This window comes from Pirellulales bacterium, from assembly GCA_019636345.1.
Classification (GTDB): Bacteria; Planctomycetota; Planctomycetia; order Pirellulales; family Lacipirellulaceae.
On sequence record JAHBXQ010000005.1, the window covers coordinates 239,935 to 263,736 of the forward strand.

The following is a 23,802-nucleotide window of genomic DNA, read 5'->3' on the forward strand; positions in this document are numbered from 1 at the left end:
CGCCTCGCTATCACGATGCGACACGATTCGCGCATCACACACGCTCTCGCGGATTGTTGACCATCCCCGCGTCGATCGGGCGCTTGGCAGCGTTATTCTTCGCAGCGTTGTTCAAGGACGACCAGTTTTCCAGCTGACCATCGAGCATTGACGTTTTCCCTCCCCCCGGCGCGTCGACGTCGCCTGCCAAACCGGCGACGACGTTCAGCGCCTTCTCTCTCGACGCATTACCCCGAGTACGCACACTCCAGAGGACTCTAGGATGAAGATGAAATCGTGGCGGCGACGTTGGGCCGCGACCCTGGCCGGCGGATCGTTGGCGCTCGGCGCCGGGCCGCTCCTGGCGGTGGAGATGGCGAACATCACGGTGGTCGACGGCGCCATTCCGGAGGTCAATCTCCCTGCCGTTTCCATCGACCCGGGTCAGGCGACGCCGAATTTCTTCGTCGATCCTGCCCTCGGGGTCGGCGTCTACCCGGTGCGCATCGGCGAAGACTCGACCGACGATTTCTTCAACGGCGTACTGCTGACCACAATCCGCGAGAACCACGCGCGCGCCAACAGCCTGGGACAGCAATGGTTCGTCGCCAACAGCGTCGCGTTGGCCGACGCTCACAGCCCCACGTCCGCCCCGAGCAATGGAACGTTCCGCGTGATCGTCGACGCCGTCGGCAGCGGCAACGGCTACGGCACCAGCGGCGTCGCCAACGCCGACGTGGCGGCGGTTTACTTCCCCTTCAGCGAAGGCTGGATCGGCGGGACCACCCGCTCGAGCGCCAACGGCGGCAATCCCAACGCGTTTTCGTCGCTCAACGGGATCGCGCTGGCGGACATCACGACCCCGTTCAGCGCCCTGTACTACTTGGACGTTCCCGGCGTCGAGGACTCTCGTCGGCAGGGCCTCGTGTTCGCCAATCACGCCAAGAACGAAGACAACTACGCCGCCGTGGCGCCCTCGGCCGACGGCAATCATTTCGTCGTCAGCATCCATCACAGCAACGCCGGCAACCTGGAAGCCGACCCGTTCGCGTTCGTCTACGTCCCCTTCGGCACGCCCAACGTCACGATGGCCAGCGTTCACGGCGCTTCCGGGCTCAACGAACAACCGACCGTGATGAACAGCAGCGGTTCGGCTTTCACGATCGTTCGCGAGGGGGCGGGGACGTATCGCCTGTCGATCCCCGGTCAGTCGCCGACCTCCGGCACGCTGCTGATGAACTCCGGCGGCACGTACGCCCTGACCGGCGGGTACTCTCAGACCTCACGCCACCTGATTACGCATCAAGCTGACGGGAACGACTGGATCATCCAAACCACCGACATGGGCAACTCGACGACCCCCTCGTTCGCCCAGACCCCGGCGGCCGACCGCGGCATGGCGTTTCAGTTCGCCTTCATGCCGTTCAGCGCCCCGCCGACCGGCCCCGGCGCCAACCCCGTCGTCGAATCGTTCAAGGACAAGGTCCTCGGCTTCAACGTCGACGTCGTCGAGTACGACGGTTCGCTGAACGACGTCCCCGGCCTGGGGGGGAGCGTCACGAGCGGAACCGCCGGCTATCGGTTCGACTTCCTGCGGCAAAATCGCGGCGACTTCAGCGTCGCCATCGACGGCGCCTTCCCGGCGCTGTCCGACGGCATCCTGTTCGCCAGCGTCAACCAGGGGCTCCGCGACAACTCGCTCACCGGCGGCGAACGGGCCTACGGCATGATCGCCGCGGGCGACGCCGGCGGCGGCTGGGAGTTCGCCACCCACATCGCCGATCCCGGGCTCGGGGTCGCCAGTTCGGTCGAGTTCAACGTGAATTTCTCCGCCGTGCTGATCGGCGGCGACACCCCGTTTCACAAGGCCGCCAACGCGGCGCAATCGGGCGGTCAGCTCAACGTCTCCCTCCCCGGCGTGAACGCGCTCTCCGACGGCGTGCTGGTCGCCCAGGTGTGGGGCAACAACGACGACTACGCGGTGGCCACCCCGGCCTCTGACGGGTCGGGATGGGCCGTCACTACGTACGACAACAACACCGGCCAGAGCAACATGACGGTCAACTGGCTCTACCTCCCCTACACGGCCGAGAACCTTGTCGCGGGGCGCGTCACGACCGACGGCGACGTGCTCGCCTCGACCAACCCCGCAGGCTTCACGCTCGTCAAGGAAGCACCGGGGACTTACCTGCTGACCATCCCCGGCAAGACCCCGGCCGACGGCACGTTGCTGCTGACCCCCGAGGAGACCGGCGGGCTCAACGACAACGTACTCGTGTACGACACGGCGCCGGGAGGCGCGTTCCGCATCTTCGGCGTCGACATGGTCAGCTACGAGGAAAAATCGGACCTGATCTTCCCGACGCTCGAGGACACGAACTTCACGTTCGCGTTCATCGACCACAACGCGGCGCCGATCCTCGGCGGGTCGTATCTCGAAGCCGACTTCAATCAGGACGGCAGCGTCGACGCTGCCGATCTGGCCGCGTGGCAGGGCGCCTACGGCGACGGCGCCCGAGACGGCTCCGACTTCCTCACGTGGCAGCGACAGTACAACGGCGCCTCGGCGACCGCATCGACCGCTGCGGTTCCCGAGCCTGCCGCCTGGGGGCTGGCGGCAGTCGCCGGGGCCGCCCTGGTCGGCCGGCGTCGGCGGCGCTAGTCGTCGCTCGCTCGCGCCTGCCGTGCAGGTTGACGGTCGCCGGGGCGCCGGGCAGCGCGCCCTGGCGGCCCCCTGCGGGGCGAGCCGCTCCCATCGCTCCACGCAGTTGGGACGCTGCTTGGCAGATTCGCCCTCACGTTTGAAAGCTGACGAAATGATGACCCGCCTCTCCCCCCTCGCCTCTCCCGTTCTGCAACGTTGTCCGTCGCTATCTCGCCCGGATCGACCTCGACACGGTTTCACGCTCGTCGAACTGTTAGTCGTCATCGCGATCATCGGGGTGCTGGTGGCCTTGCTGTTGCCGGCGATCCAAGCGGCGCGCGAAGCCGCGCGCACTGCCCAGTGCAAAAGCCACATGCGGCAACTCGGGTTGGCGGTGCTCAACTACGAATCGACCTACAAGGTCCTTCCTCCCGCTTACCACGCCAACAACGGCAAGGTCGGCAATCAGAGCCTGATCGCGTTCCTCCTCCCCTACCTGGAGCAAACCGCTCTGGCCGGACAGTGGAACATGCAGCAGAACTGGAACTCGACCGCCGGCGAGCCGGCGAATTTCGTCCTGCAGGCTCAATCCGAGATGCCGACCCTCAAGTGCCCCTCGGTTCCCGACGCGGGCCAAAAACGCCGCCCCAATGCGTGCGACTACGCCGTCTGCGTCCGGTTCGTCGACGGCGCCAACGGGGCCAAGCAACCGCTGGTCGCCGCGCGGCGGATCCGCGATCGCGGCTCGCTCGGCGAGGACGGCACCTGGATGAGCGTCCTGGGCATCGTCGGCCGCACCGCCGGCACGCCCCCCCGCTGGACCTACACTCCGGTCCGCATCAGCCGCGTCGTCGACGGCATGTCGAACACCTTCATGCTGTTCGAGCAGGCCGGCGTCCCCGACTACTACGATCAGTTCCGCATGCAGGACTCGACCAAGCAGGCCCAGAGCGACAGTTGGGCCGACCACGAGACGTTCTTCGACGTCGGCCACAATCTCGCCCAGTGCAATTACAAGCTGTTCAACTGCCACAACGCGGACGAGATCTACGGCTTCCACGGCAACGGGGCGATGTTCACCATGGGCGATGCCGCCGTGCGACTGGTCCAAGACGACATCGACCCCGACGTCTTCACCTCGCTGTTCACCCGCGAGGCCGAAGATCTTGCCGATCTCAGCGAGATCTGAACTCGACTCCCGCGTACTTCAGTCGGAGCCCGCGATTCGCGGGCAACTGACGGCAGCCGAACCCGAACAGAGGCACAAACTCGGCATGACCGACACGTTTCGATTCGTCGCGGCGCTCGCCGCTCTTGGCGCCTGCGGGTGCGGCGGCAAGGACGCGCGGGCGCCGGTCTATCCCGCCGCCGGCATGGTGACCGTCAACGGTCGGCCGGCCGAGGGAGCCCAGGTCGTGCTGTTTCCGACCGACGAATCGCTCCGCGGCTCAGGGCGCCCGCTCCCGACCGGCGTCGCGGGGCCCGACGGCCGATTCGAGCTTGGCTCCTACAGGCCCGCCGACGGCGCCCCCGCCGGCGAATACCAAGTGACGATCGTCTGGCCAGAAGACCCCAAGACCGCCGACCCGAACAACCCCGAGACTCCCCCGGCCCGCGATCGACTCAATTCCCGCTACGCCGCTCCGGCCGGCTCGGGCCTGACGGCAACCATCGACGCCGCCCCCACGGAGCTTGCGCCCTTTGACCTCCGCTGACGGAGCTCCGCCGTCCGCGTGATTTCGAGTCCGAAAATCAGCCCCGTTGAACAACGCCCGTGACGAACGCCCCGACCGCCGCATTGCACACGCTGCTCGCCCCGCTCGTCCTCGCCCTGCTCGTTGCACCGGCCGGCGCGTCGATCATCATCAGCGAGATCATGTCCAACCCCGCGGGAACCGACAAAGACCTCGCGGCGACCCCGCCCTACGATCGCGAGTGGGTCGAGATCTACAACACGGGCGACGCGACGATCGACTTGGCCGGCTGGCAACTCGGCAACGGCGCCGCCAACGGGTGGTCGAACCCGTTTCCCCTCGGCACGACCCTCGCTCCCGGACGCCCGCTGGTGCTCGCCGGCAGCGCGGCGACGTTCGACGCCAACTGGGGCGCCGGCCTGCCGCGGATCGAAGTCGGCGCCTTCCCGACCCTCGGCAACACCAGCGGCACGGTCGCCGTCCGCAACGCCGCGGGAGTCGTACAGGACACGGTCAGCTACCAAAGCTCCGGCGCCTGGCCCACGACGCGCGGCTCGCAGGGCAACAGCATCGCGCTGTCGCCCCACGCCCTCGACGCGACGGCCAACAACGCCGGCGCCAACTGGCATCCCTCGTCCGGCGGGCTCTACGGCGCCCGCTGGGTCAACGGCGGCGGCCACGGCGAGAACAACGGCTCGCCGGGTTACGTGCCGACCTCGTCGCAGGCGCCTTTCGCCGCGTCCCCCGACGCGGCTTGGTCGATGGTCGTGCTGCCCGACACGCAAAACTACGCCAAGGACTCGCGCGATCGACCGATCTTCTCGCAAATGACGACCTGGATCCGCGACCGCCGCGACGAGTTCAACATCCAGCTCGTGCTCCACGAAGGCGACATCGTCAACCAGAACAGCCAAGTCGCGCCCACTAGCGGCGATCAATCGGCCAACCAGCAATGGGCCAACGCCCGCGCCGCGATGAGCATTCTCGACGGGCACGTCCCCTACGTCATGGCGCTGGGCAACCACGACATGGGGACGACCAACGCCCAGTCGCGCGACACGCAATTCAACTCGTACTTCCAGACGGCCCAGAACCCGCTCAACTACACGCCCCCGACCGCCGGCTCCCCGGCCGGGGGGATCCTTCGCGGGGTCTACCAACCGGGCCGGCTCGACAACGCTTACTTCGAGCTGAACGCCCCCGACGGCCGCAATCTGCTGGTGTTCTCGCTGGAGTTCCTGCCTCGCGAGGCGGTCGTCGCCTGGGCCAACTCCGTCGCCGCCGAGCCGCGTTTCGCAAACCACACGGCCGTGTTGCTGACCCACAGCTATCTCAACGCAAACGACACGCTCACCAATCCCAACGTGAACAGCTACGGCCTGGGGGGCGACGGCAACGGCGGAGTCGCCTTGTGGAACAAGCTGGTCAAAGTCAACGGAAACTTCGAGATGACCTTCAGCGGCCACGTCGGCGGCGACGGGGTCTCCTACGTCCGCAGCCTGGGGGACCAGGGCGCCGCCGTCCACCAGATGCTGCTCAACACCCAGTTCGAAACCAACGGGGGCAACGGCTGGCTGCGGATCCTCGAGTTTCTCGACGACGGCACGACGGTGCGCGTGCGCACCTATTCGCCGTTTCTCGACTTGGCCCGCACCGACCCGGCTAACTCGTTCACGTTCCGCCTGTCGCCCCTGCCGGCGCCTGAGTACTCGGCAGCCGACTTCAACCAGGACGGTGCAGTCGACGGCGCCGACCTGACGATTTGGCAAGAACGCTTCGCCGCGACCGGCGTCCCTGGGAGCCAACAGGGAGACGCGACGGGCGACGGATCCGTCGACGGCAGCGACTTTCTCGCTTGGCAGCGCCTCGCCGCCCCGGCCGCCGCCTCCGCGGCATCCCTCCCTGTACCTACCCCCGCCGCGCTGCAATTGGCCGCGATCGGAATGACGTTGTTGCGATGCAGGCGAATCCGTACCGCCGTTGCGGCAGCGCCGCACGATGACGATCGTCATCGCGACCTACGCTGACGCGTCGCTGCGTGGCCCAGAGACCTGTTCGCCGCCACAGATCGGGACTGACGTCCTGCGACCTCCTTTGCGCCATGGCGCCTTTGCGCAAGAATGCTTCTCCGACGCCAATCGTCTCGCAGGAATTGAAGGGCAACCATGTCCCCGCTCGTCATTCGCTCCCTCGGCGCGGCATTCGATCTGGTCGGAACGGCCCCCAAGACGGTTTGCGAACTGTCGCTCGCCGAGATTCGCCGCTTGCCCGTGCGGCAAGGCAACCGCGACGCGTCGCTGGGCGATTTGTGCGACGTCTCCGGCGACCCCCGGAGCATGCGCTGGCGCCTGGAGGGAGATTGGTCGCGCGTCACGGGCGTCGGCGCCGGGATGGCGGCCGGCGAGATCGTCGTGGCCGGCGCAGTCGGTCGGCACGCCGGCGAGGGGATGACCGGAGGGATGCTCGCGATCGACGGCGACGCAGGGGACTGGCTCGGCGCCGAGATGCGCGGAGGAATCGTCCGCGTCGCGGGCAACGCCGGCGACCATGTCGGCGGCGCGCTCGCGGGGAGCCGCCGCGGCATGGCCGGGGGAGCGATCCTCGTCGCCGGGAACGTCGGCGACTTCGCCGGCGAGCGGATGCGACGCGGGCTCGTGGCCGTCGGCGGCGACACCGGCGATTGGCTCGCCTGCGGAATGCATGCCGGCACCGTGATCGTTTGGGGCGCCTGCGGGGCGCATCTCGCCGCGGAGATGATCCGCGGCACCGTCGCCGCGCTCGGGCCGACGCCTTCGTTGGGAGCGACGTTCCGCGCCGGCTCGACGGCAGTCTGGCCGATGTTGCCGTTGCTCCGCCGCGAACTGGAGTCCTTGGGCTTCGCGAAAACGCTTCCGCTTGATCCGCTGCAAATCGTCCATGGCGACTTCCTCCGCGGCGGCCGGGGCGAGGTGCTCCTCGCCGCGTAGCCGGCTTTGTCAACTGCCTTGAGCAGAGAGCAGCCCTCTGTGCTCCCTGGGTCCCGTGCGGCAAGTCTCGGCGTCGCCCGACACCGAGGGCCGCGCTCACGCGACGCGACGCGGGGGGCCCGTCTCGAAGCGGCTTTGCTTGATCGACAGTCGGCGGCGATAGGCTCGCGCCCGACAGAGCCGACAGGGCGCGAACACCAACCCTCCGCAACCAGGACACCGCTCGGGGGAGCGAACGTCCCGACCGCCCCGAGCCGTCGCAACGGCGTGCTCGCGTCCGTATATGCCGCGATGGCCGCTGGCGATCGCCTGGACGATTCCGCGACTGACGCGCAACTTGCGCGCAATCGCCCGTTGCGAAAGTTCCTCCGCCGCCAGCAAGCGCGAGATCTCGCAAATCACGTCGATCGACAGCATCAGCAAGGCCCTTTCCGTACTCGCAATTTCAGGTCAATCGGCAAGCGCACGCATCGCCGAGGAGGAGCAAGGGGAACTCAGTCGTCCTCGTGCCAGTCCCCCTCCCAGAAATCGCCCGGCTCGGGGAACGCTTCCTCGAGTTCGTCATCCGCGGGCCAGGGATCCGCTAGCGCGTCGGCGGCGGACATGTCGCCTTCGCAGTCGTCCTCGAAGTCGTCGTCGAAACGCGGCTCCTCGTCGGGCCAGTCGGATTCGATGACCGAGCCGGGGCAATAGCAGGTCGCCGCGAGGGCGCGGGACCGGACAGAACGGGGCGGCATGGCCGACCTCCTCGCAAGGTAAGTGGCGTCCCAGTCGTCACATCGGCGGCAGGTTCGAAGCGCGGCTTGCGGCCCCTGGCCTCCTCGCCGGACAGGTTTAAATTAGCACACAGCGCGACCACATACTATCCATTTGTACACTATTTTCTGACGATTATTTCCTGCCCTGGAAAACCGCGAGTTTCGCCGGCCCAAGGGACGAAAGCGCCCGAGAAGAAAGGCTCGAACGTGGCTGGGGTCGAGCGAAGCGAGCCCCCAGCGAAGCGGACGCGCGGCTCTCAGATCCCCAGCGCCGTTTGGCTCGCCCGAAAGGCTTCATACAACCGCGGGTCGTCGCTTCGCAGCGTATCGCGGGCGCCGCTGTCGAGCCGGGCGTTGGCGGCGCGGGCTTCCTCCTTCCGCCCCAATCGCTGATACGCGACGCAGAGCGCCGCGTCGACGAACGCCCGTTGCCCCGGTTCGGCGCCGGAAGCCGATACGTTCGCCTCGAGCGTCTGCAGTTCCGCGAGGGCCTTGGCAGGGTCGTCCGCTTGCAGCAGATAGAACCGCACGAGCCCCTCGCGCGCACGGTCGAGGACATAGGCGTCCTCGTCGGGAAAGTTTTCGGCGACGGCGCGCCACGCCGCCTCGCTCGGGGCGAGCTTCGCCTGAAAGATTTGCGCCCAGGCCGTATCCCGCTTCTTCACCTCGACCGCGACGGGCCCGGCCAGATAGGAGCGAGGGCGCACCATGACGGCCAACAGCACCCCGACCGCCGCGGCGGCGAGATACCACCGCCACCGGCCGCGGCCTTCCGTCCCTTGCTCGGAGAGACTGACGCTGGTCTTCATCAACTCGGCCAGCTTCGTGGCGGCAAGGCTATGGGTGGCGCTCGACTGCATCCACTCGGCGAGCGACCAATCGCCCGGACCGTCTCCCCATCCCGCGGTCACCGCTTCCTGGGCCAACGCCCGCAGATCGGCGAGCAGTTCCGCGGGGCTGCCGTAGCGGGCCTCGGGCTTCTTGGCCATCAGGCGGTGGACGACCCGCGCCATCCCGCTCGGGACGTCGTCGCGGACGTTCTCCAACGGCCGGGGAGGCGTATTGAGATGCTGCATCGCGATTGCCAGCGCAGTCTCGCCCGCGAACGGCGGCGCCCCGGCGAGCAGGCAGTAGCAAGTGACCCCCAGCGAGTAGAAATCGCTCCGGACGTCGACCGCCCGGCCCTCGATCTGCTCGGGGCTCATGTACAGCGGCGTCCCCATCGCGACGCCGACCTGGGTGAGCGTTTTCGCATCATCGCTTGCCACCCGCGCCAGGCCGAAGTCGGCGACCTTCACCTCGCCCGAGTGGCTGAGCATGATGTTCTCGGGCTTGACGTCGCGGTGGACGATCCCCAGCTCGGCCGATCGACTCAAGGCGGCGGCCACTTGCCGCAGCACGTCGAGCACCAGCCGCGGCTGCAGGGCGCCCTCGCGGCGCACGAGTTCGGCGAGGTTCTTCCCACGCACGTACTCCTGGGCGATGAACCGCACCCCCTCGGCCTGACCGACTTCGTAGATCTGCACGATGTTGGCGTGCACGAGCGCCGCGGCGGCTCGGGCCTCGTTGAGAAACCGCTCGACGAACACGGCGTCGCCGGCCAGCGCCGCGGGCAGGACCTTCAGCGCCACTTGCCGGCCGAGCGAAAGCTGCTCGGCCAAGTAGACCTCGGCCATCCCCCCGGCGCCGATCTTGCGCAACACCCGATAGTCGCCAAGTTGGCGACCGACGAGTTCGGCAGGTTTCGAATGCGGATCGGGCATGCCGAGTTTGCGTTCACCACCAAGGCACGAAGCACGCCAAGGGGCTTCCAACGCACAACCTGCGTGCGTTTCGTGCCTTGGCGGTTGCATTTCACAAACTGGCCGACGAACTGGCCGGCTGAGGCCAGTCGAGCGAGCGGAGGACCCGGCCGGCGGCCTCGGATTTGTTGAGCACGTAAAAATGGATCCCCGGCACGCCGGCAGCCAGCAGATCGGCGGTTTGTCGGGTCGCGAATTCGACCCCCGCGTCGAACTGCGCCGCCGCGTCGTCGCCGCACCGGTCGAGTTCGGCCACGAACTTCGGGGGAAGCTTGGCCCCGCACAGCGAGGCGATTCGCTGGATCTGCGCTCCGTTGGTCACCGGCAACAGCCCCGGGACGATCGGCGTCGCGATCCCCAGCTTGGCGCAGGCGTCGCGGAAGCGATAAAAGTCGTCGTTGTCGTAGAACAACTGCGTGATCACCACGTCGGCCCCGGCGGCGCACTTGCGGGCCAAGTTCGCCAAGTCGGCCTCCATGCTGGGGGCCTCCTGGTGCTTCTCCGGGTAGCCTCCCACCGCGATTCCCATTTGCGGAAACTCGCTGCGAATGAACTCGACCAGCTCGTTCGCGTAGGAAAACCCGCCGGCGACCGGACGGAACGTCGACTCTCCCTTGGGCGGATCGCCGCGCAACGCGACGACGTTCTCCACCCCCAGATCCAGCGCCCGGCGAAGGTACGACCGCAACTCGTCGGCAGTGCAGCCGACGCACGTCAGGTGGGTCGCCACAGGAAGACGGTGCTCGCGCCGCACGCCGCCGATGACCTCGAGCGTGCGATCCTGCGTCGAGCCGCCGGCGCCGTAGGTGCACGTGACGTAGCTGGGGGAAAACCGCATCAGCTCGGCCACATGATGCGACAGTGCGGCGACCCCCTCGGCCGTCTTGGGGGGAAAGAGTTCAAAGGAAAGCCCGAAGCGGCCCGGGCCGTAGGCGGCGGCAAGGTTGGTCATAGCACAGGTGCGAAGGAAACGAACGTGCGGCGTCGACGGTTGTGATTGTTCGCCGAACGCCCGCAGCCGGCAAACTGACTCCAAATCGCCCAAATTCCGCGACCGCTCGGCCGCGGCGGGCTCTCGATTTACTCTACGGCGGCGAGCGCAGCTCCGCAATTGCGACCCGTGGACCCGAACGAGCCGCGCGAGCAGGGCTTTTCACCACGGAGCCGGCGATCGACCACAGAGGCGCCGGAGAGCGAAGGGAAAGTGACAAACCTGCCACAAGCTGCCAAGTTGAGATCGCCATTCAGGGAGTCAACGGCAACGCAACAGGGAGCGGACGACGCGAACGGTCGATTCGATGCGGCCATGCACCGCAACGAGCCGTCTTGCGGCCGGGCCTTTCGCCTCCTGCCGTCGCTGCCGGCCAAGATAGCAAGCGGTCGACTGCCAAGAATCGATAGCCGAGGCGACTCCATCGCGGGAAACCCTGAAGCGGACACTCTCTGTCCCAAGCGTGCCTTCGTGGCGAATCGACGGCGCCCGCGATGGCGGTCGAGTCGCCTGAATCGCCCCGCCGCCCCGCCGCGGGGGCTTGGAAAATCCCGTCGCACCGCCGGAACGATCCGCTATAATCGCGCTGTTCGCGGCATCGCCGGCGCGGAAGGCCGACCGATCCGCACACGCCGAGGCGGCACGATTTGACAGTAGGTCGACCGAGATCCAGGGCCGGCGAATCGCCGGTTCTCGGATCGTCGTCCCCGCAACCGCGAGGCGCTCTCCCGCTGGAGCGCCTCGATCGGTCCCGCCCCGGCAGCCCCCGGCTCGCCCCTCACGAAGGAAAGTCGCCCGATGAGCCAAACCGAGCTCCCCCCCTCCGCCGCCCCCGCCGATTCCACCCGCTCGTACTGGACCGACGTCACGCCTCAGGCCTTGTACGACAAGTGCATGACCGTGGCTCGCAACTTGTGGTGGAGTTGGCACCCCGAGGTGATCAACCTCTTCCGCGATCTCGATCCGGTGCGGTGGCGGCAGCTCGATCATAACCCGATCGCGCTCTTGTCGGAGATGACCCCCGAGCAACTCGCCCAGCGGGCTTCGGAGATGGTCCTCTACACGCGCATCAACCAGGCGCATCGCCGGCTCAACGAGTACCTTAACAACACGAACACGACGTGGGGCGCCCGGCACGCCGGCGTGCTGGGCTCGATGCCCGTTGCCTACTTCTCCGCCGAGTTCGGCATTCACGAATCGGTGCCGATCTACAGCGGCGGCCTGGGGGTCCTCTCGGGCGACCACATCAAAAGCGCCAGCGGATTGAACGTGCCGCTGGTGGCGATCGGCCTGTTTTACGACCAAGGCTACTTCAAGCAGCAACTCAACACCGAGGGGTGGCAGCAGGAGGAGTATCTCAACACGAACGTGGAAGAGATGCCCATGGAGCCCGCTCGCGACCCCAAGGGCCGGCCGATCACGATCGAGATCGACACCCGCGATGGTCGGCTGCTGGCCAAAGTGTGGCTGATGCGCGTCGGGCGAATCAAGCTGTACCTGCTCGACTGCGACGTCGAGGGAAATCGCCCCGAAGATCGCGAGCTCACCTCCCGACTGTACGGCGGCGACACCCGCACCCGCATTCGCCAGGAACTGGTCCTGGGGGTCGGCGGCGTCAAGGCGCTGCGGGCGATGGGAATCACCCCGGGGGTCTACCATCTCAACGAAGGGCACAGCGCGTTCGCTACGCTCGAGGTGATGCGCGAGCGGATGCACGACGACGGCTTGCCGTTCGACGAAGCCCTGCGCGAGGTGGCCCGCCGCACCGTTTTCACGACGCACACTCCCGTCCCCGCCGGGCACGATCGGTTCGACGGCAAGCTGATGGAGGAGCATCTCGGCCCGCTTCGCGAGAAGCTCGGCATCTCGTACGAGCAGCTCATGGGCCTGGGCCGCGTCGAGCCGCAAAACGAAGGCGAGACCTTCTGCATGACCGTGCTGGGGCTCAAGCTCTCGCGCCGCGCCAATGCGGTCAGCAACCTGCACGGCCACGTCTCGCGCCGCATGTGGGCCAATCTCTGGCCCTGGCGGGTCGAGGAGGAGATCCCCATCGGCCACATCACCAACGGGGTGCACATCCCGTCGTGGCTCGCCTATCCCATGGCCCAGTTGTACGACAAGTACCTGGGGACCGAGTGGCACATTCGCATGGGCGAACCGGGGGTGTTCGAAGGGGTCTACAACATCGACCCGGGCGAGTTCTGGGAAACGCACAACGCCCTGAAGAGCCGCCTGCTGGAGTTCGTCCGTCGCCGGATCAGCCGGCAGTGCCGGCGTCGCAACGAGGACGAGTCGCTGATCGAAGCGGCCCGCAACGTGCTCGATCCCAACGCGCTGACGATCGGCTTCGCGCGGCGCTTCGCCACCTACAAGCGGGCGAACCTGTTCATCCGCGACATCGAGACGATTTGCGAACTTCTGGACGACGGCAATCGCCCCGTGCAGTTCATCTTCGCCGGCAAGGCCCACCCCGCCGACGAGCCGGGCAAGAAGTTCATTCAGGAGATCGCCAACCTGCGGCACGACAGTCGGCTCAAGGACCGGATCGTGTTCATCGAGGACTACGACATCAACGTCGCTCGGCACCTGATCCAGGGAGTCGACGTCTGGATGAACAATCCGCGCCGACCGTTGGAAGCCTCCGGCACTTCGGGGCAGAAGGTCGTGCTCAACGGGGGACTCAATTTCTCGATTCTCGACGGCTGGTGGGCCGAGGCCTACAACGGCAAGAACGGCTTCGCCATCGGCGACGGCAAGGCTCACATCGACGTCGAGAAGAACGATCAGCGCGACGCCGAGGATCTCAGCCGCGTGCTAAGCGAGGAAGTCGTGCCGCTGTTCTACGACCGCGACGCGTTCGGCCTGCCGCTGAAGTGGATCGACCGGGTGTTCAACTCGATCGCGACGCTCGGCGCCCAGTTCAGCGCCCATCGGATGGTGATCGACTACACGGAAAAGGCGTACCTCATCGCCGCCGGCGGCGTCACGAGCGAAATGACGCAGCGGTAGCGCACGTCAACTCTTGGAGAGAGAGTTGACTACGTAAAATGTCGAACATATGCAACTCTCTCCGAGAGTTGCATATGTTCAGTTCTCCCAGCCAGAAAGTGCTTGCCCCCGCCGACGGCGCGCCCTACGCTTGCGCCCATGCGGGACCTCCAGTTTTTCGACCGTGGCGACCCATTCAGAGTCAGCCGCCGGTCGTTGCCGCACTGGGCGCAGGCGGGGACGCTCTGTTTTCTGACGTGGCGGACGAATGACTCCTTGCCTGCCGCAGCGTGGCAAGGAATTCTGCACGAACGGAACGAAGCCTTGCGACGATTCGGGGTCGATCCCGAGGCGGCCAACTCTCGGAGAGAGTTGGCTACGTGGGCAACTCTCTCCGAGAGTTGCCGCAAACAGATTGCGAACCTGCCCGCCAAAGAGCGCGCCAAGCTGCACTGGCTGCTCTTCGCCGCGGCAGACAGCGCCTCGGATCGGGACCTCGGCGCGTGCGTGCTGCGTCGGCCGGAACTGGCCCGAATCGTCGGCGACGCGCTGCTGGCCTTCGACGGCGACCGCTACGTCGTGACCGATTTTGTCGTCATGCCGAACCACGTCCATGTACTGGCCGCTTTCGCCGACGAAAACTGCCTCGTCACGCAGCCCGCGGCGTGGAAACGCTTCACAGCCCGCAAGATCAACGAGACGCTCGGGCGAACAGGCCGATTCTGGCAAGTCGAGCAGTTCGACCACCTTGTGCGGTGCGAAGCGGAGTTTGTTCAAATACGCGACTACATCGCCGAGAATCCGATCAAGGCTCGGCTGCCGGCAGGGACCTATTTGCACTATTCCCAGCCGTTGTAGCAGAGCCGCCAACTCTCGGAGAGAGTTGGCTACGTAGGCAACTCTCTCGAATGTTGCCCAAATGGTTCGAATTGTCGCTGACGACGGAACGTATACGAATCACGCACTGCATGCACGACGATGCGATTCAGTTTGCGGCATTTTCTTGTCTCCATTACCGTCGTTGCAACGGCGATTGCGCTGGCGACGGAGGGCCTACGGAGTTATCGAGCATATTCGTCTCGAATGTCATCTTACTACGACATGGCATTCATATTGATTCACCTTCGAGGACGCAGCCGGGATTGGCATCCGTTGCCTGCACCTTCATGGCGAATTGCTGGGGCCTCTCCGAACGTTCGCCGCGAGCAGTTACTCGACGGTCCGCCGCTGGCGAGTTGGCGATACGATCTCGTGAGAGAGTTCGATGAGTTTTTCACTATGGATTACTCGCAATCGTGGAACTCCCCGACCAACGCGTTTTGCGCTCGACGGCCGTCCGCCTTCTACTGCAACGAAGATTACGAAGGCGACCGTCGAAACTCACGTCACCTGCATACGGAGATCTTCGCCATCACCGGCCCCGACACCGCGTTCGGCGACGACGAAGTCGAACCGCCGCACGCGCTCGCCGACGTGCCGAACGATGCGATCTTGATCGTCGAGGTCCGTAATTCGGGCGTTCACTGGATGGAGCCGAGCGACTTCGACATTCGTAGGATGCCCCGCACGCTCAACGCCCCCGACGGCAAAGGGATCTCCAGCCGATTTCCCGAGGGGTTTCACGTCGGTTTCGCCGACGGCGAGGTCTGGTTCGTCGCAAATGAAGTCGGCTTTGAGCGGCTCAGCCGGTTCTTCACCCTGACCGGCTCCCTCAAGTACGATCGCGAGACGGACCTGGGGCCGTTTAGGCTCGACTCGCGGTGATGGCGATGACCGCTTGTCGACGCGTCGCCGCAACCGCAACGCGTGCCAGCGAAGCTGATAGAGAGAGCCGGCGATTCACCCCCCGTCACGGCGACGCTACAATGGCCGCATGGCCCGTCGTTCGATCACCGCGCCTGATTCGCCGCTGTTGGCCGAGTTGTGCGCCCGGTTGGCCGCGGCGGCGGGGGACGTCGATGCCCGCTCGGCGTGGCCCGGCGAGCAGTTGCGGCTGTGCGGCGAGTACGGCGTATTCGAGTGGTTCGTCGATCCCGCGTACGGCGGCCAGGGCTGGTCCCAGTCGGCGATCGCCCGCGGGTATCTCGCCCTCAGCGGGGCCTGCCTGACGACCACGTTCGTCATCACGCAGCGGACCGGGGCGAGCCGGCGAATCGAGACCTCGCCGAACGAACCGCTCAAACGCAAGCTCCTCCCCGGGCTGGTCAGCGGCGAGTCGTTCGCCACGGTCGGCATCTCGCACCTGACGACCAGCCGCCGACACTTGGCCAAGCCGGTGCTGCGGGCCCGACGGGTCGACGGCGGATACCTGCTCGACGGGTTCAGCCCATGGGTCACCGGCGCCGACCGGGCCGAGCATGTCGTCGTCGGGGCGACCTTGCTGGACGGCGACCAGCCGACCGCCGAGCAACTCCTGCTGTGCGTCCCGACCACCTTGCACGGCGCAAGCGCTCCGCCCCCCTTGGAACTGGTGGCCCTCACCGCCAGTCGCACGGGTCGGCTGGAACTCGACAACGTCTTCCTCGCCGACGAATGGGTCCTGCTCGGCCCCCTGGAAAACGTGATGAACCTTGGCAGCGGGGGAAACACCGGCGGTTACCAGACGTCGACGCTCGCCGTGGGACTCGCCAAGGCGGCGATCGCGTACATCGCCCAGGAGGCGGAGAAGCGCCCCGAACTGAAACCGGCCCAGGTCGCGCTGGCCGACGCCTATGAGCCGCTGGAGCAGGACCTGTTCGCGGCGGTCGACGGCGCCAGCGGCTGCAGCACCGAAGAACTCCGCACCCGGGCGAACAGCCTAGTGCTGCGGGCCGCCCAGGCTGCGCTCGTGGCGGCGAAGGGCGCCGGATACGTCGCCGGCCATCCCGCGGGCCGCTGGTGCCGCGAGGCGCTGTTTTTTCTGGTCTGGAGCTGCCCGCAACCGGTGCTCGAGGCGAACCTATGCGAACTGGCGGGGATTCTTGACTAGCGCTCAACGATGAACGCTGAGCGACGATTCCTACGCAGCTCGCCATTTCCAAATCAGCGCTTGTCGTTCATCGTTTCTCGCTCCCTCTTGCACCCCATTTCCATGCCAGACAACTCTCCAAACTCCGACCCAATCGTCGTCTGGCACGAGCACGCCGTTGCGCGAGGCGATCGGGAGCGCGCGGCCGGGCATCGCGGGTGCGTCGTCTGGTTCACGGGGCTCTCGGGGAGCGGCAAAAGCACCGTCGCCAACGCGGTCGATCGCTTGCTCTACGAACGCGGCGTGCGAACCTATCTCTTGGACGGCGACAACGTCCGACACGGGCTGAACGCCACGCCGCAGATGCTCGCCGAGCGCTACGGCGATGCGTTCGGCCGGCGGTTCGGGCTGGGATTCGGCCAGGAGGACCGACAGGAGAACATCCGTCGGGTCGGGGCGGTCGCGGGGCTCATGTGCGACGCAGGGCTAGTGACTCTCACCGCGTTCGTGAGCCCCTATCGCAGCGATCGCGACGCGGTGCGGGCGACCCTCGCCGCAGGGGACTTCATCGAGGTGTTCGTCGACGCCCCGCTTGAGGTCTGCGAATCGCGCGATCCCAAGGGGCTCTACAAGAAGGCCCGCGCCGGGGAGATCAAAGACTTCACGGGGATTAGCGCCCCGTACGAGCCGCCGATCCATCCCGACCTCCGCCTCCAGGCCGGTACGGCCACCCCCGACGAATTGGCGCGGCAAGTGATCGAGCACCTCCGGCGCTCCGGCGTCCTCCGCTGAAGCGCGCCGCCAATTGGCGCACTGAGCGATCGGGCACACACGACGCGACGAACGAACTGTCCTCCTCGCGAGAAAACCCGCAGGACAATTCGATCGCAAGCGGAATCTGCCGAACGTGTTGCGAACGGCTTTGCGCCGACTCGTTCTTGCGCGAGCTCTCTCGCCAGGATCTGGGAGCGGACGGGGAGCAGCCCCCCAGGGGCTGCGGATTCTACGTGCTAGCAGGCCCGAAGTTTGCGATCTTTTGTTGACTCGCGCGAGCGGTTCGACATACATTCACACGTGCGGCGCGAGACTTGTCTGTGCGCTGGTCTTCTCTCTTGCGTCGCACGGAACGAGCTTCGCGACCAACGGCAGGCCCCGACTGCGGGCGAGCCGCGCGTCGCCGAAAGCTTGCGGAACAGGCATCAAGATCGCCCACGGGGCGGCTGGCGCACGATCACGGAGGGTTTGTGATGATCGAAACGGCCTCGCGCAGCGGGCGTCGGCGAGAATGGTTCTCCCCAGGACGAGGCGAACGGTCGAGCCTGCTCCACAGTACGGACTCGCGATTCGATCGCGAGACCGAGGCCTCGGTCAATCTCGCCGCGACCCTGCCGCCAGCCCTGTGCGATCACGACGGGGCGACCACCTCGGCGGCCCCGGCCGCGCAGATTCGCACTGACGCCGAAACGGTGGTCCACGACATCTACTGCCGGCTCGCCGAGCGACTGCCGGGACGGATCCGCGACCTGCGGGTCGAACGGGCGCTCGGATCGGTGCTCGAAATCTCCGGCGTAGCGACCTCGTACTACGTCAAGCAGGTGGCCCAGCACATTGCCATGGACGTCGCGCGGTTGCAGCGGGTGATCAATCGGATCGAAGTGCGGGTGCCGCGTTAGGCGAAGGTCGAAGGCGATTGGAGTTTTGACTTCACCCCCTTCCGCCTTCCTTTCCCATCCTTCTCCTTTCTATTCTTCCAACCAGTCCTTCTCCTGCGCCACGCCGGCCAGTCGCTCGAGCGCGGCTTTCATTTCCGCTTTCCCGGCGAGCCAATCGATCTCGATCTCCAGGGCTCGCAGCGGGACGCCGCCGAGTTGCGGCGTGCGGAGTTTCACAAGGTCTTTGCGGGTGCAGAGCACCGTCGTCGCGCTGGATGTTTGCGCCCACGCGGCGAGCGACTCGACGTCGGCACGGGTGAATTCGTGGTGATCGGGAAACTCGCGCAGCTCGGCCAGTTCGCCCCCCAACGTCTGGAGCGTATGGCGAAAGCCCGCCGGGTTGCCGATGCCGCAGAAGGCGACGAACCGCTGTCGCTCGAGCTTGGCCAGCGGATCGCGCTCGCCCAGTGAATCGACGAGGGCCGCCGGTCGATGCCGGACCTCGCCCCACAACGCGTCGGGGGCGAGCGCCGCGACCCGTCGTCGGACCGCGGCTCGAGCCGGTTCGTCGAGCATGTCGGCCCGACTCAGGATCACGGCGTCGGCGCGGCGCAAGCCCTCGATCGGCTCGCGCAGCGTCCCGGCCGGCAACAGCCGGTCGAATCCGAACGGTTCGCTGGCGTCCAAAAGCACGACGTCCAGATCGCGCGCCAAGCGGCGATGCTGAAACCCGTCGTCGAGCACCAACAACTGCGCGGCCAGTTCTTCGACCGCCACGGCGGCCGAGGCGGCGCGATCGGCGTTCTGCAGGTGGGGGACGTCGGGAAGGGCGAGTTCCAGCTCGAGCGCCTCGTCGTTTCGCCCGTCGGCGCCGGCGCGATATCCGCGGCTGAGGATCGTGACCCGCACCCCTCGGCTTCGCAGTTGCCTCGCGACCCACTCGACCAACGGCGTCTTGCCGGTCCCGCCGACGGTCAGGTTGCCGATGCTCGCCACCGGCACGGGGGGACGAATGATCTCAACCGCAGCCGCGTCGAACCGCCGATTCCGCCTCCGCACAACCCACCCGTAGGGCCAACTGGCGATCCGCAGCCCCGCGCGGAGCAAACTCGCGCCGACTCCGCGCCGGCGACCGCTGACAAGCTCGCGAAACTGGGCAGGGTTGATCGGCACGAGGCAAATCCGGGGGCTTGGCAGGCGGGGGCGGTGCGACCCGCAATTCTGGGCGGAAACCGTCGCCTGCTCCAGGGCCGGGAACCAAAACTCCGCGCCGGACGTCACAATCCTCGGACGGAGAGCCGTATAATAGAGGGCACGCTGCGATCTTCGCGGTCTTGGAATCTTCGTGGTTCGCTTGCTAAGAGAGCCTCTCGCCGCCGTATGTCGACCGTCGCCCCGCATCCGCCCGCCCCCCCTGCTCCGTCGCGACAGACGCCCGAGCATCGTCAGTTCATCGACGAGCAGATCGAGCGCACGCGGCGCTCGCTGCAATGGACCGACGTCGCCGTGGGGGCGATCGGTTGGGCCTCGACGCTGCTGGCGTTCCTGCTCGCCGCGGCGGTGCTCGATCACTGGGTCTTCCGCGGCGGGCTGAGCGGCCCGTTGCGGTTCGGATTATTCGCGACGCTTGTCGGGGGCTTTCTCTGGTACGGCTGGCGCACTCTCGCTCCCCTCGTCCGCCCGATCAACCCGGCTTACGCCGCCCAGGCGATCGAACGCCACAGCCCGTCGCTGAAGAACAGCCTCTTGAACCTGCTGCTCTTTCGCAACGGGCGGCAGCGTCTGTCGGCGAAGGTCTACGACGCGATCGAGCAACAGACCGCCGAGCGACTCGCGCTGTCCGACGTCGACGACGCGGTCGACAAGTCGGCGGCGCTCCGCAAGGGGTACGTGCTGGTGGGGATCGCCGCGATCTGCGCCCTGTACGCGGTCCTCTCGCCCAAGAACATGGCGACCTCGGCCTCGCGCGTGCTCTTGCCCTGGGCCAATATCGCGGCGCCCAGCCGCGTGCAGATCACCGACGTGGCTCCCGGCGACGGCGAATCGGCCCTCGGCACGACCGCCGTGATCGCCGCGACCATCGTCGGCGCCAAGCCCGACGAATCGGCCGTGCTGTACTATCGCCCCCTCGGGGACGACGGGGCGACCGGCACGCCCCAGTCGCTCCCCCTGCGCGCCGTCGGCGCCGCGGCGGCCGACGGAGGCCAGCGCGTCGAATGCCAGGTCCCCGCTCCCGGCGGACGCGGCTCGACCCTCGGTTTGCAGGAACCAATCGAATACTGGATCGAAGCCGGCGACGCCCGCAGCCGCCGTTACCGACTCGACCTATTTCTGCGCCCGACGATCGTCGTGCAGCACGTGCGGTACGAGCCCCCGAGTTACACGGGGCTCCCCACCAGCGAGACGCAAAGCACAGGGGACGTCGAGGGGCTCGAGGGCACCCGGGTCACGATCTCCGCTCAGGCGAATCGGCCGATCAAAGCGGCCCACATCGACTTTGGCGCCGACGGCACGCGCGACTTGGCGATGCAGCTCGACGGCGATCGGGCCGTGGGAACGTTCACCCTCGCCCTGGGGGACGACCGCCGCACGGCGCGGCACGAGAGCTACGTCCTGCGATTCGCCGACAACCAGGGTCGCACGAACGAAGACCCGGCCAAGTACCGCATCGCCGCGACGGCCGACTACCCGCCGGAAGTCCGGCTCACGGCGCCGGCTGAACCGGAGGTCGCCGTCGGCGTCGACCAGCGGGTCGCGATCGGCGTCGACGCCCGCGATCCCGACTTCGCCCTGGCGGCGGTGCGGGTGGCAGGCGAGGTCGACGGTCGGCGGATCGATCTGGGGACTTTACTGGAAGGGAGTCGCGAGGGACGGTTCCAGGGAACGCTCCCGTTCGTCCCCTCGTCGGCGCGACTGCAGCCGGGGCAAGTGCTCGAGTACTGGGCCGTGGCCGAGGACAATCGCCGCCCGCAGGCCAATGTCGCAACCAGCGAGCGGCAACGCCTGCGGATCGTCGCTCCTGATCAGCCGGGCGGCCAGGGACAGAACCAGCAGCAAGACGGCGGCGAGAACGCGGGCGGCGAGAACCGCGGCGGCGCCCCCGGCGATGAAGAGGGCGAGGGCTCGGCCGAAGGGGGCCCCGGCGGACAAGGCGACAAGCAAGGAACAAGCCCCGAGGGCGGCGCCGGCCAAAGCTCCCCGCAGCAACCGGGCGAGAACCAGTCCTCAGAATCAGGCGAAGGGGACAACGGCGAGGACCAAAGCGGCGCCCCCCAAGCCGGCGCCGGAGACGACCAATCGCAACAGCAAGAGGGCGAGTCGGGTGAAGGGGAATCGGGCGCCGGCATGCCCGGCGGCACCGGCGAAGGCCAGGAGTCGAGCGACCAATCCGACGCCGGCGCTGCGGGCGGGCAATCGCAAGAACCAAGCGGCGACCAGCCCTCGGCCGACGGCTCCGCCGGCGGCAATCAACCTGGCCAAGACGGCCGGCAGGGCGATAACGCCCCCGGCGCCGGCCAGTCGACCGGTGAACGGCAAGACGGCAGCCATGGCGACGCCCCGCGCCAACCGGGCGACGCCCGCTCTCAGCCCGGCGAAGGCGAATCCTCGGCCGAACCGGTCTCGCCCACCGGTGACGACGACGGCTCGGCGTTCGACCGTCTGGCCGAGCACTTCGGCACAAAGAACGAGCAACACCAGGACCAGCCCGGCGGCTCCGGCTCGCAACAGTCCGGCGCGAACGATCAAAGCCAGCCGAGCGATCAAAATCGAAACGGCGAGCAAGGCGACGCGGACGAACGCTCGGCCGCCGGCTCCCCCTCCGACCGCGAGGAAGGGCAAGCGGCGCCCGACGAACGTCCCGATGGCGCCCAAGGTCAGCAGGATCACTCCCCGCGTGGCGGAAACCAGGGCGAGCAGTTCGCCGAGGAGAACGCCGGCGCCCCTGAAGGACAGGAAGGCGACACGCCCTCTGAACAAGGCGAGCAAGGCGAAGATCCCAATGGCGTGAACAACCCCAATCAAGGCCCCGGCGGCGGCGGCTCCAAGTCCGACGGCCAGCAGGCTCCCCCCGACGCGGGCCAGCAGCCGCAAGAACGTGACAAGACCGACCGCGACCCAGCGGGCGCCGAGGCCCAATCCGACGAGGCCCCCAGCGGCGGACAGAGCAAGAAGGAGTCCGACTCGACCGGCGGCCAATCGGGCGACCAGTCGGGGGGAGGGTCCGAGGGCGCCGGCCAACGGGCCGACAGCGATGGCCAAGGCGCCCCCGGCGAAAACATGGCCGCGGACGAAGGCGCCGGCGCCGCCGAAGAGGGCGGCCCCGGCGAGACGGGAGCGGACGCCGGCGACCAGCAACCAGCCGCCGGCAAGACAGGCAATTCCAGCGACGACCAGCCCGGTCCGGGCAGCAAGGCGGGTCAGACCGATCAGCCGGGCGAATCGACGCCCGCAGCGGACGATCCCTCGGCCGAGTCTGGCGAAGCCCCGCCGCAGGGCGCCCAGCCGGGCGGTTCACAGCCGAGCGCCGGCAAGCCCTCCGACCCGTCCGCGGGCCGGCAACCTCCCCCCGGCGAGGCCCCGAAGGCCCCCGGCGGCGCACCCCCTCGCGGCGGCACGGGGAGCGGCGGCGACATGGCGCCCCCGGAGTCCGAGGAAACGGTTCCCGACGAGGCGAACCTCGACTATGCCCGCCAGCAGACCGAACTCATCCTCAACCGGCTTGAAGACCAACTCGCCAAGCAGCAGGTCGATCAGGAACTGCTCAAGAAGCTTGGCTGGTCGCAGGCCGACCTGCGGCGGTTCGTCGATCGGTGGAAGTCGCTCAGGGATCGCGCCGCCGGCGCCGGCCCCAACGGCCAAGCGGCCCAGGCCGAACTCGACGAAGCGCTCCGCTCGCTCGGCCTCCGCCGCACCGGCCCGCAACGGTTCGACGCCGCGGCCGCTGAGGACGAGCGCCGCGCCGACGACGCCTACCGCGCCCGCGCCCCGCGGGAATACCAAGACCGCGTCCGAGCGTACATCCGCGGCGCGGCGGCCGGCGGGGACGGCGAGAAGTAGTGCCGGGAACGCCGGCAGCGAGTCACCGGGGCACGGCTCGGCATCGACCGCGACAAGCATTCTTCTGCAACTCGGCCTGACTCGCGGTCGCAGTCGCCGGACTTCGACGAGATTGAATCTCAGCCGTGCGAACGAACTCGGCGGAGCGCATCGCGAGTGAAGCCGGGCGGCTTGCTCACCCCGACTCTCCCTCCAGCTGAAAAGCGGACAGGCACGCTTGCACAGGTTAGCGATTGGGGATTGTATTGGCGTTGGTCCGCGAAGCAGTCCCCGCTTCTCGACAGCCTGCTAACCCGGAGCGGCAAAGCCGATAGACTCTCGAC

The 23,802-nt window shown here is 67.4% G+C and carries 17 protein-coding genes; 12 read left to right on the top strand and 5 right to left on the bottom strand.

Features of this window, described 5'->3' with window-relative positions; translation table 11 throughout:
• The first annotated feature begins 262 nt into the window (after positions 1-262).
• The 5 genes from KF688_13915 (at position 263) to KF688_13935 (ending at position 7,283) form a co-directional block, all read left to right on the top strand.
• Complete coding sequence (locus KF688_13915) at positions 263-2,641, top strand: hypothetical protein (GenBank protein ID MBX3426771.1); 2,379 nt, start codon at positions 263-265, stop codon at positions 2,639-2,641.
• Between the two features lie 154 nt (positions 2,642-2,795).
• Entirely contained in the window at positions 2,796-3,812 is a 1,017-nt protein-coding gene (locus tag KF688_13920; protein ID MBX3426772.1) for a DUF1559 domain-containing protein, read from the top strand.
• Between the two features lie 85 nt (positions 3,813-3,897).
• Positions 3,898-4,338 (top strand): hypothetical protein, encoded by a 441-nt coding sequence (locus KF688_13925; protein MBX3426773.1) that lies wholly within the window; start codon positions 3,898-3,900, stop codon positions 4,336-4,338.
• Positions 4,339-4,397: 59 nt separating this feature from the next.
• Positions 4,398-6,344 (top strand): lamin tail domain-containing protein, encoded by a 1,947-nt coding sequence (locus KF688_13930; GenBank protein ID MBX3426774.1) that lies wholly within the window; start codon positions 4,398-4,400, stop codon positions 6,342-6,344.
• Positions 6,345-6,482: 138 nt separating this feature from the next.
• The gene (locus KF688_13935) at positions 6,483-7,283 is read left to right on the top strand and encodes a formylmethanofuran dehydrogenase subunit C (GenBank protein ID MBX3426775.1); all 801 of its coding nucleotides are present in this window, start codon (positions 6,483-6,485) and stop codon (positions 7,281-7,283) included.
• Between the two features lie 96 nt (positions 7,284-7,379).
• Here KF688_13935 and KF688_13940 read toward each other — a convergent pair whose 3' ends face one another.
• From KF688_13940 to metF, 4 genes are all read right to left on the bottom strand, one after another.
• On the bottom strand, positions 7,380-7,700 hold the full coding sequence (locus tag KF688_13940) for a hypothetical protein (GenBank protein ID MBX3426776.1): 321 nt from the start codon (positions 7,698-7,700) through the stop codon (positions 7,380-7,382).
• Between the two features lie 77 nt (positions 7,701-7,777).
• Positions 7,778-8,020 (bottom strand): hypothetical protein, encoded by a 243-nt coding sequence (locus tag KF688_13945; GenBank protein MBX3426777.1) that lies wholly within the window; start codon positions 8,018-8,020, stop codon positions 7,778-7,780.
• 278 nt (positions 8,021-8,298) lie between these two features.
• Complete coding sequence (locus KF688_13950; protein ID MBX3426778.1) at positions 8,299-9,804, bottom strand: serine/threonine protein kinase; 1,506 nt, start codon at positions 9,802-9,804, stop codon at positions 8,299-8,301.
• A 91-nt stretch (positions 9,805-9,895) separates the two neighbouring features.
• Positions 9,896-10,795 carry a methylenetetrahydrofolate reductase [NAD(P)H] gene (metF, locus tag KF688_13955; GenBank protein MBX3426779.1) on the bottom strand — a complete coding sequence of 300 codons (900 nt, stop codon included), beginning with the start codon at positions 10,793-10,795 and terminating at the stop codon, positions 9,896-9,898.
• A gap of 837 nt (positions 10,796-11,632) precedes the next feature.
• Between metF and glgP the strand changes: the two genes are divergently transcribed.
• From glgP to KF688_13985, 6 genes are all read left to right on the top strand, one after another.
• Positions 11,633-13,843: an alpha-glucan family phosphorylase gene (glgP, locus tag KF688_13960; protein ID MBX3426780.1), complete on the top strand. Its 2,211-nt coding sequence runs from the start codon at positions 11,633-11,635 to the stop codon at positions 13,841-13,843.
• Positions 13,844-14,098: 255 nt separating this feature from the next.
• A complete protein-coding gene (locus KF688_13965) occupies positions 14,099-14,680 on the top strand; it encodes a hypothetical protein (GenBank protein ID MBX3426781.1) in 582 nt (193 codons plus the stop codon).
• A gap of 420 nt (positions 14,681-15,100) precedes the next feature.
• Positions 15,101-15,586 carry a hypothetical protein gene (locus KF688_13970; protein MBX3426782.1) on the top strand — a complete coding sequence of 162 codons (486 nt, stop codon included), beginning with the start codon at positions 15,101-15,103 and terminating at the stop codon, positions 15,584-15,586.
• A 109-nt stretch (positions 15,587-15,695) separates the two neighbouring features.
• Positions 15,696-16,790: an acyl-CoA/acyl-ACP dehydrogenase gene (locus KF688_13975; protein MBX3426783.1), complete on the top strand. Its 1,095-nt coding sequence runs from the start codon at positions 15,696-15,698 to the stop codon at positions 16,788-16,790.
• A gap of 102 nt (positions 16,791-16,892) precedes the next feature.
• Positions 16,893-17,561 (top strand): adenylyl-sulfate kinase, encoded by a 669-nt coding sequence (cysC, locus tag KF688_13980; GenBank protein ID MBX3426784.1) that lies wholly within the window; start codon positions 16,893-16,895, stop codon positions 17,559-17,561.
• A 455-nt stretch (positions 17,562-18,016) separates the two neighbouring features.
• Complete coding sequence (locus tag KF688_13985; GenBank protein ID MBX3426785.1) at positions 18,017-18,442, top strand: hypothetical protein; 426 nt, start codon at positions 18,017-18,019, stop codon at positions 18,440-18,442.
• Between the two features lie 69 nt (positions 18,443-18,511).
• On the opposite strand, the gene lpxK is transcribed toward KF688_13985, so the two are convergent.
• Positions 18,512-19,594, bottom strand: coding sequence for a tetraacyldisaccharide 4'-kinase (lpxK, locus tag KF688_13990; GenBank protein ID MBX3426786.1), 1,083 nt, complete (start codon positions 19,592-19,594; stop codon positions 18,512-18,514).
• A 207-nt stretch (positions 19,595-19,801) separates the two neighbouring features.
• On the opposite strand from lpxK, the gene KF688_13995 reads away from it, so the two are divergent.
• On the top strand, positions 19,802-23,479 hold the full coding sequence (locus tag KF688_13995; protein ID MBX3426787.1) for a hypothetical protein: 3,678 nt from the start codon (positions 19,802-19,804) through the stop codon (positions 23,477-23,479).
• Positions 23,480-23,802 lie beyond the last annotated feature (323 nt).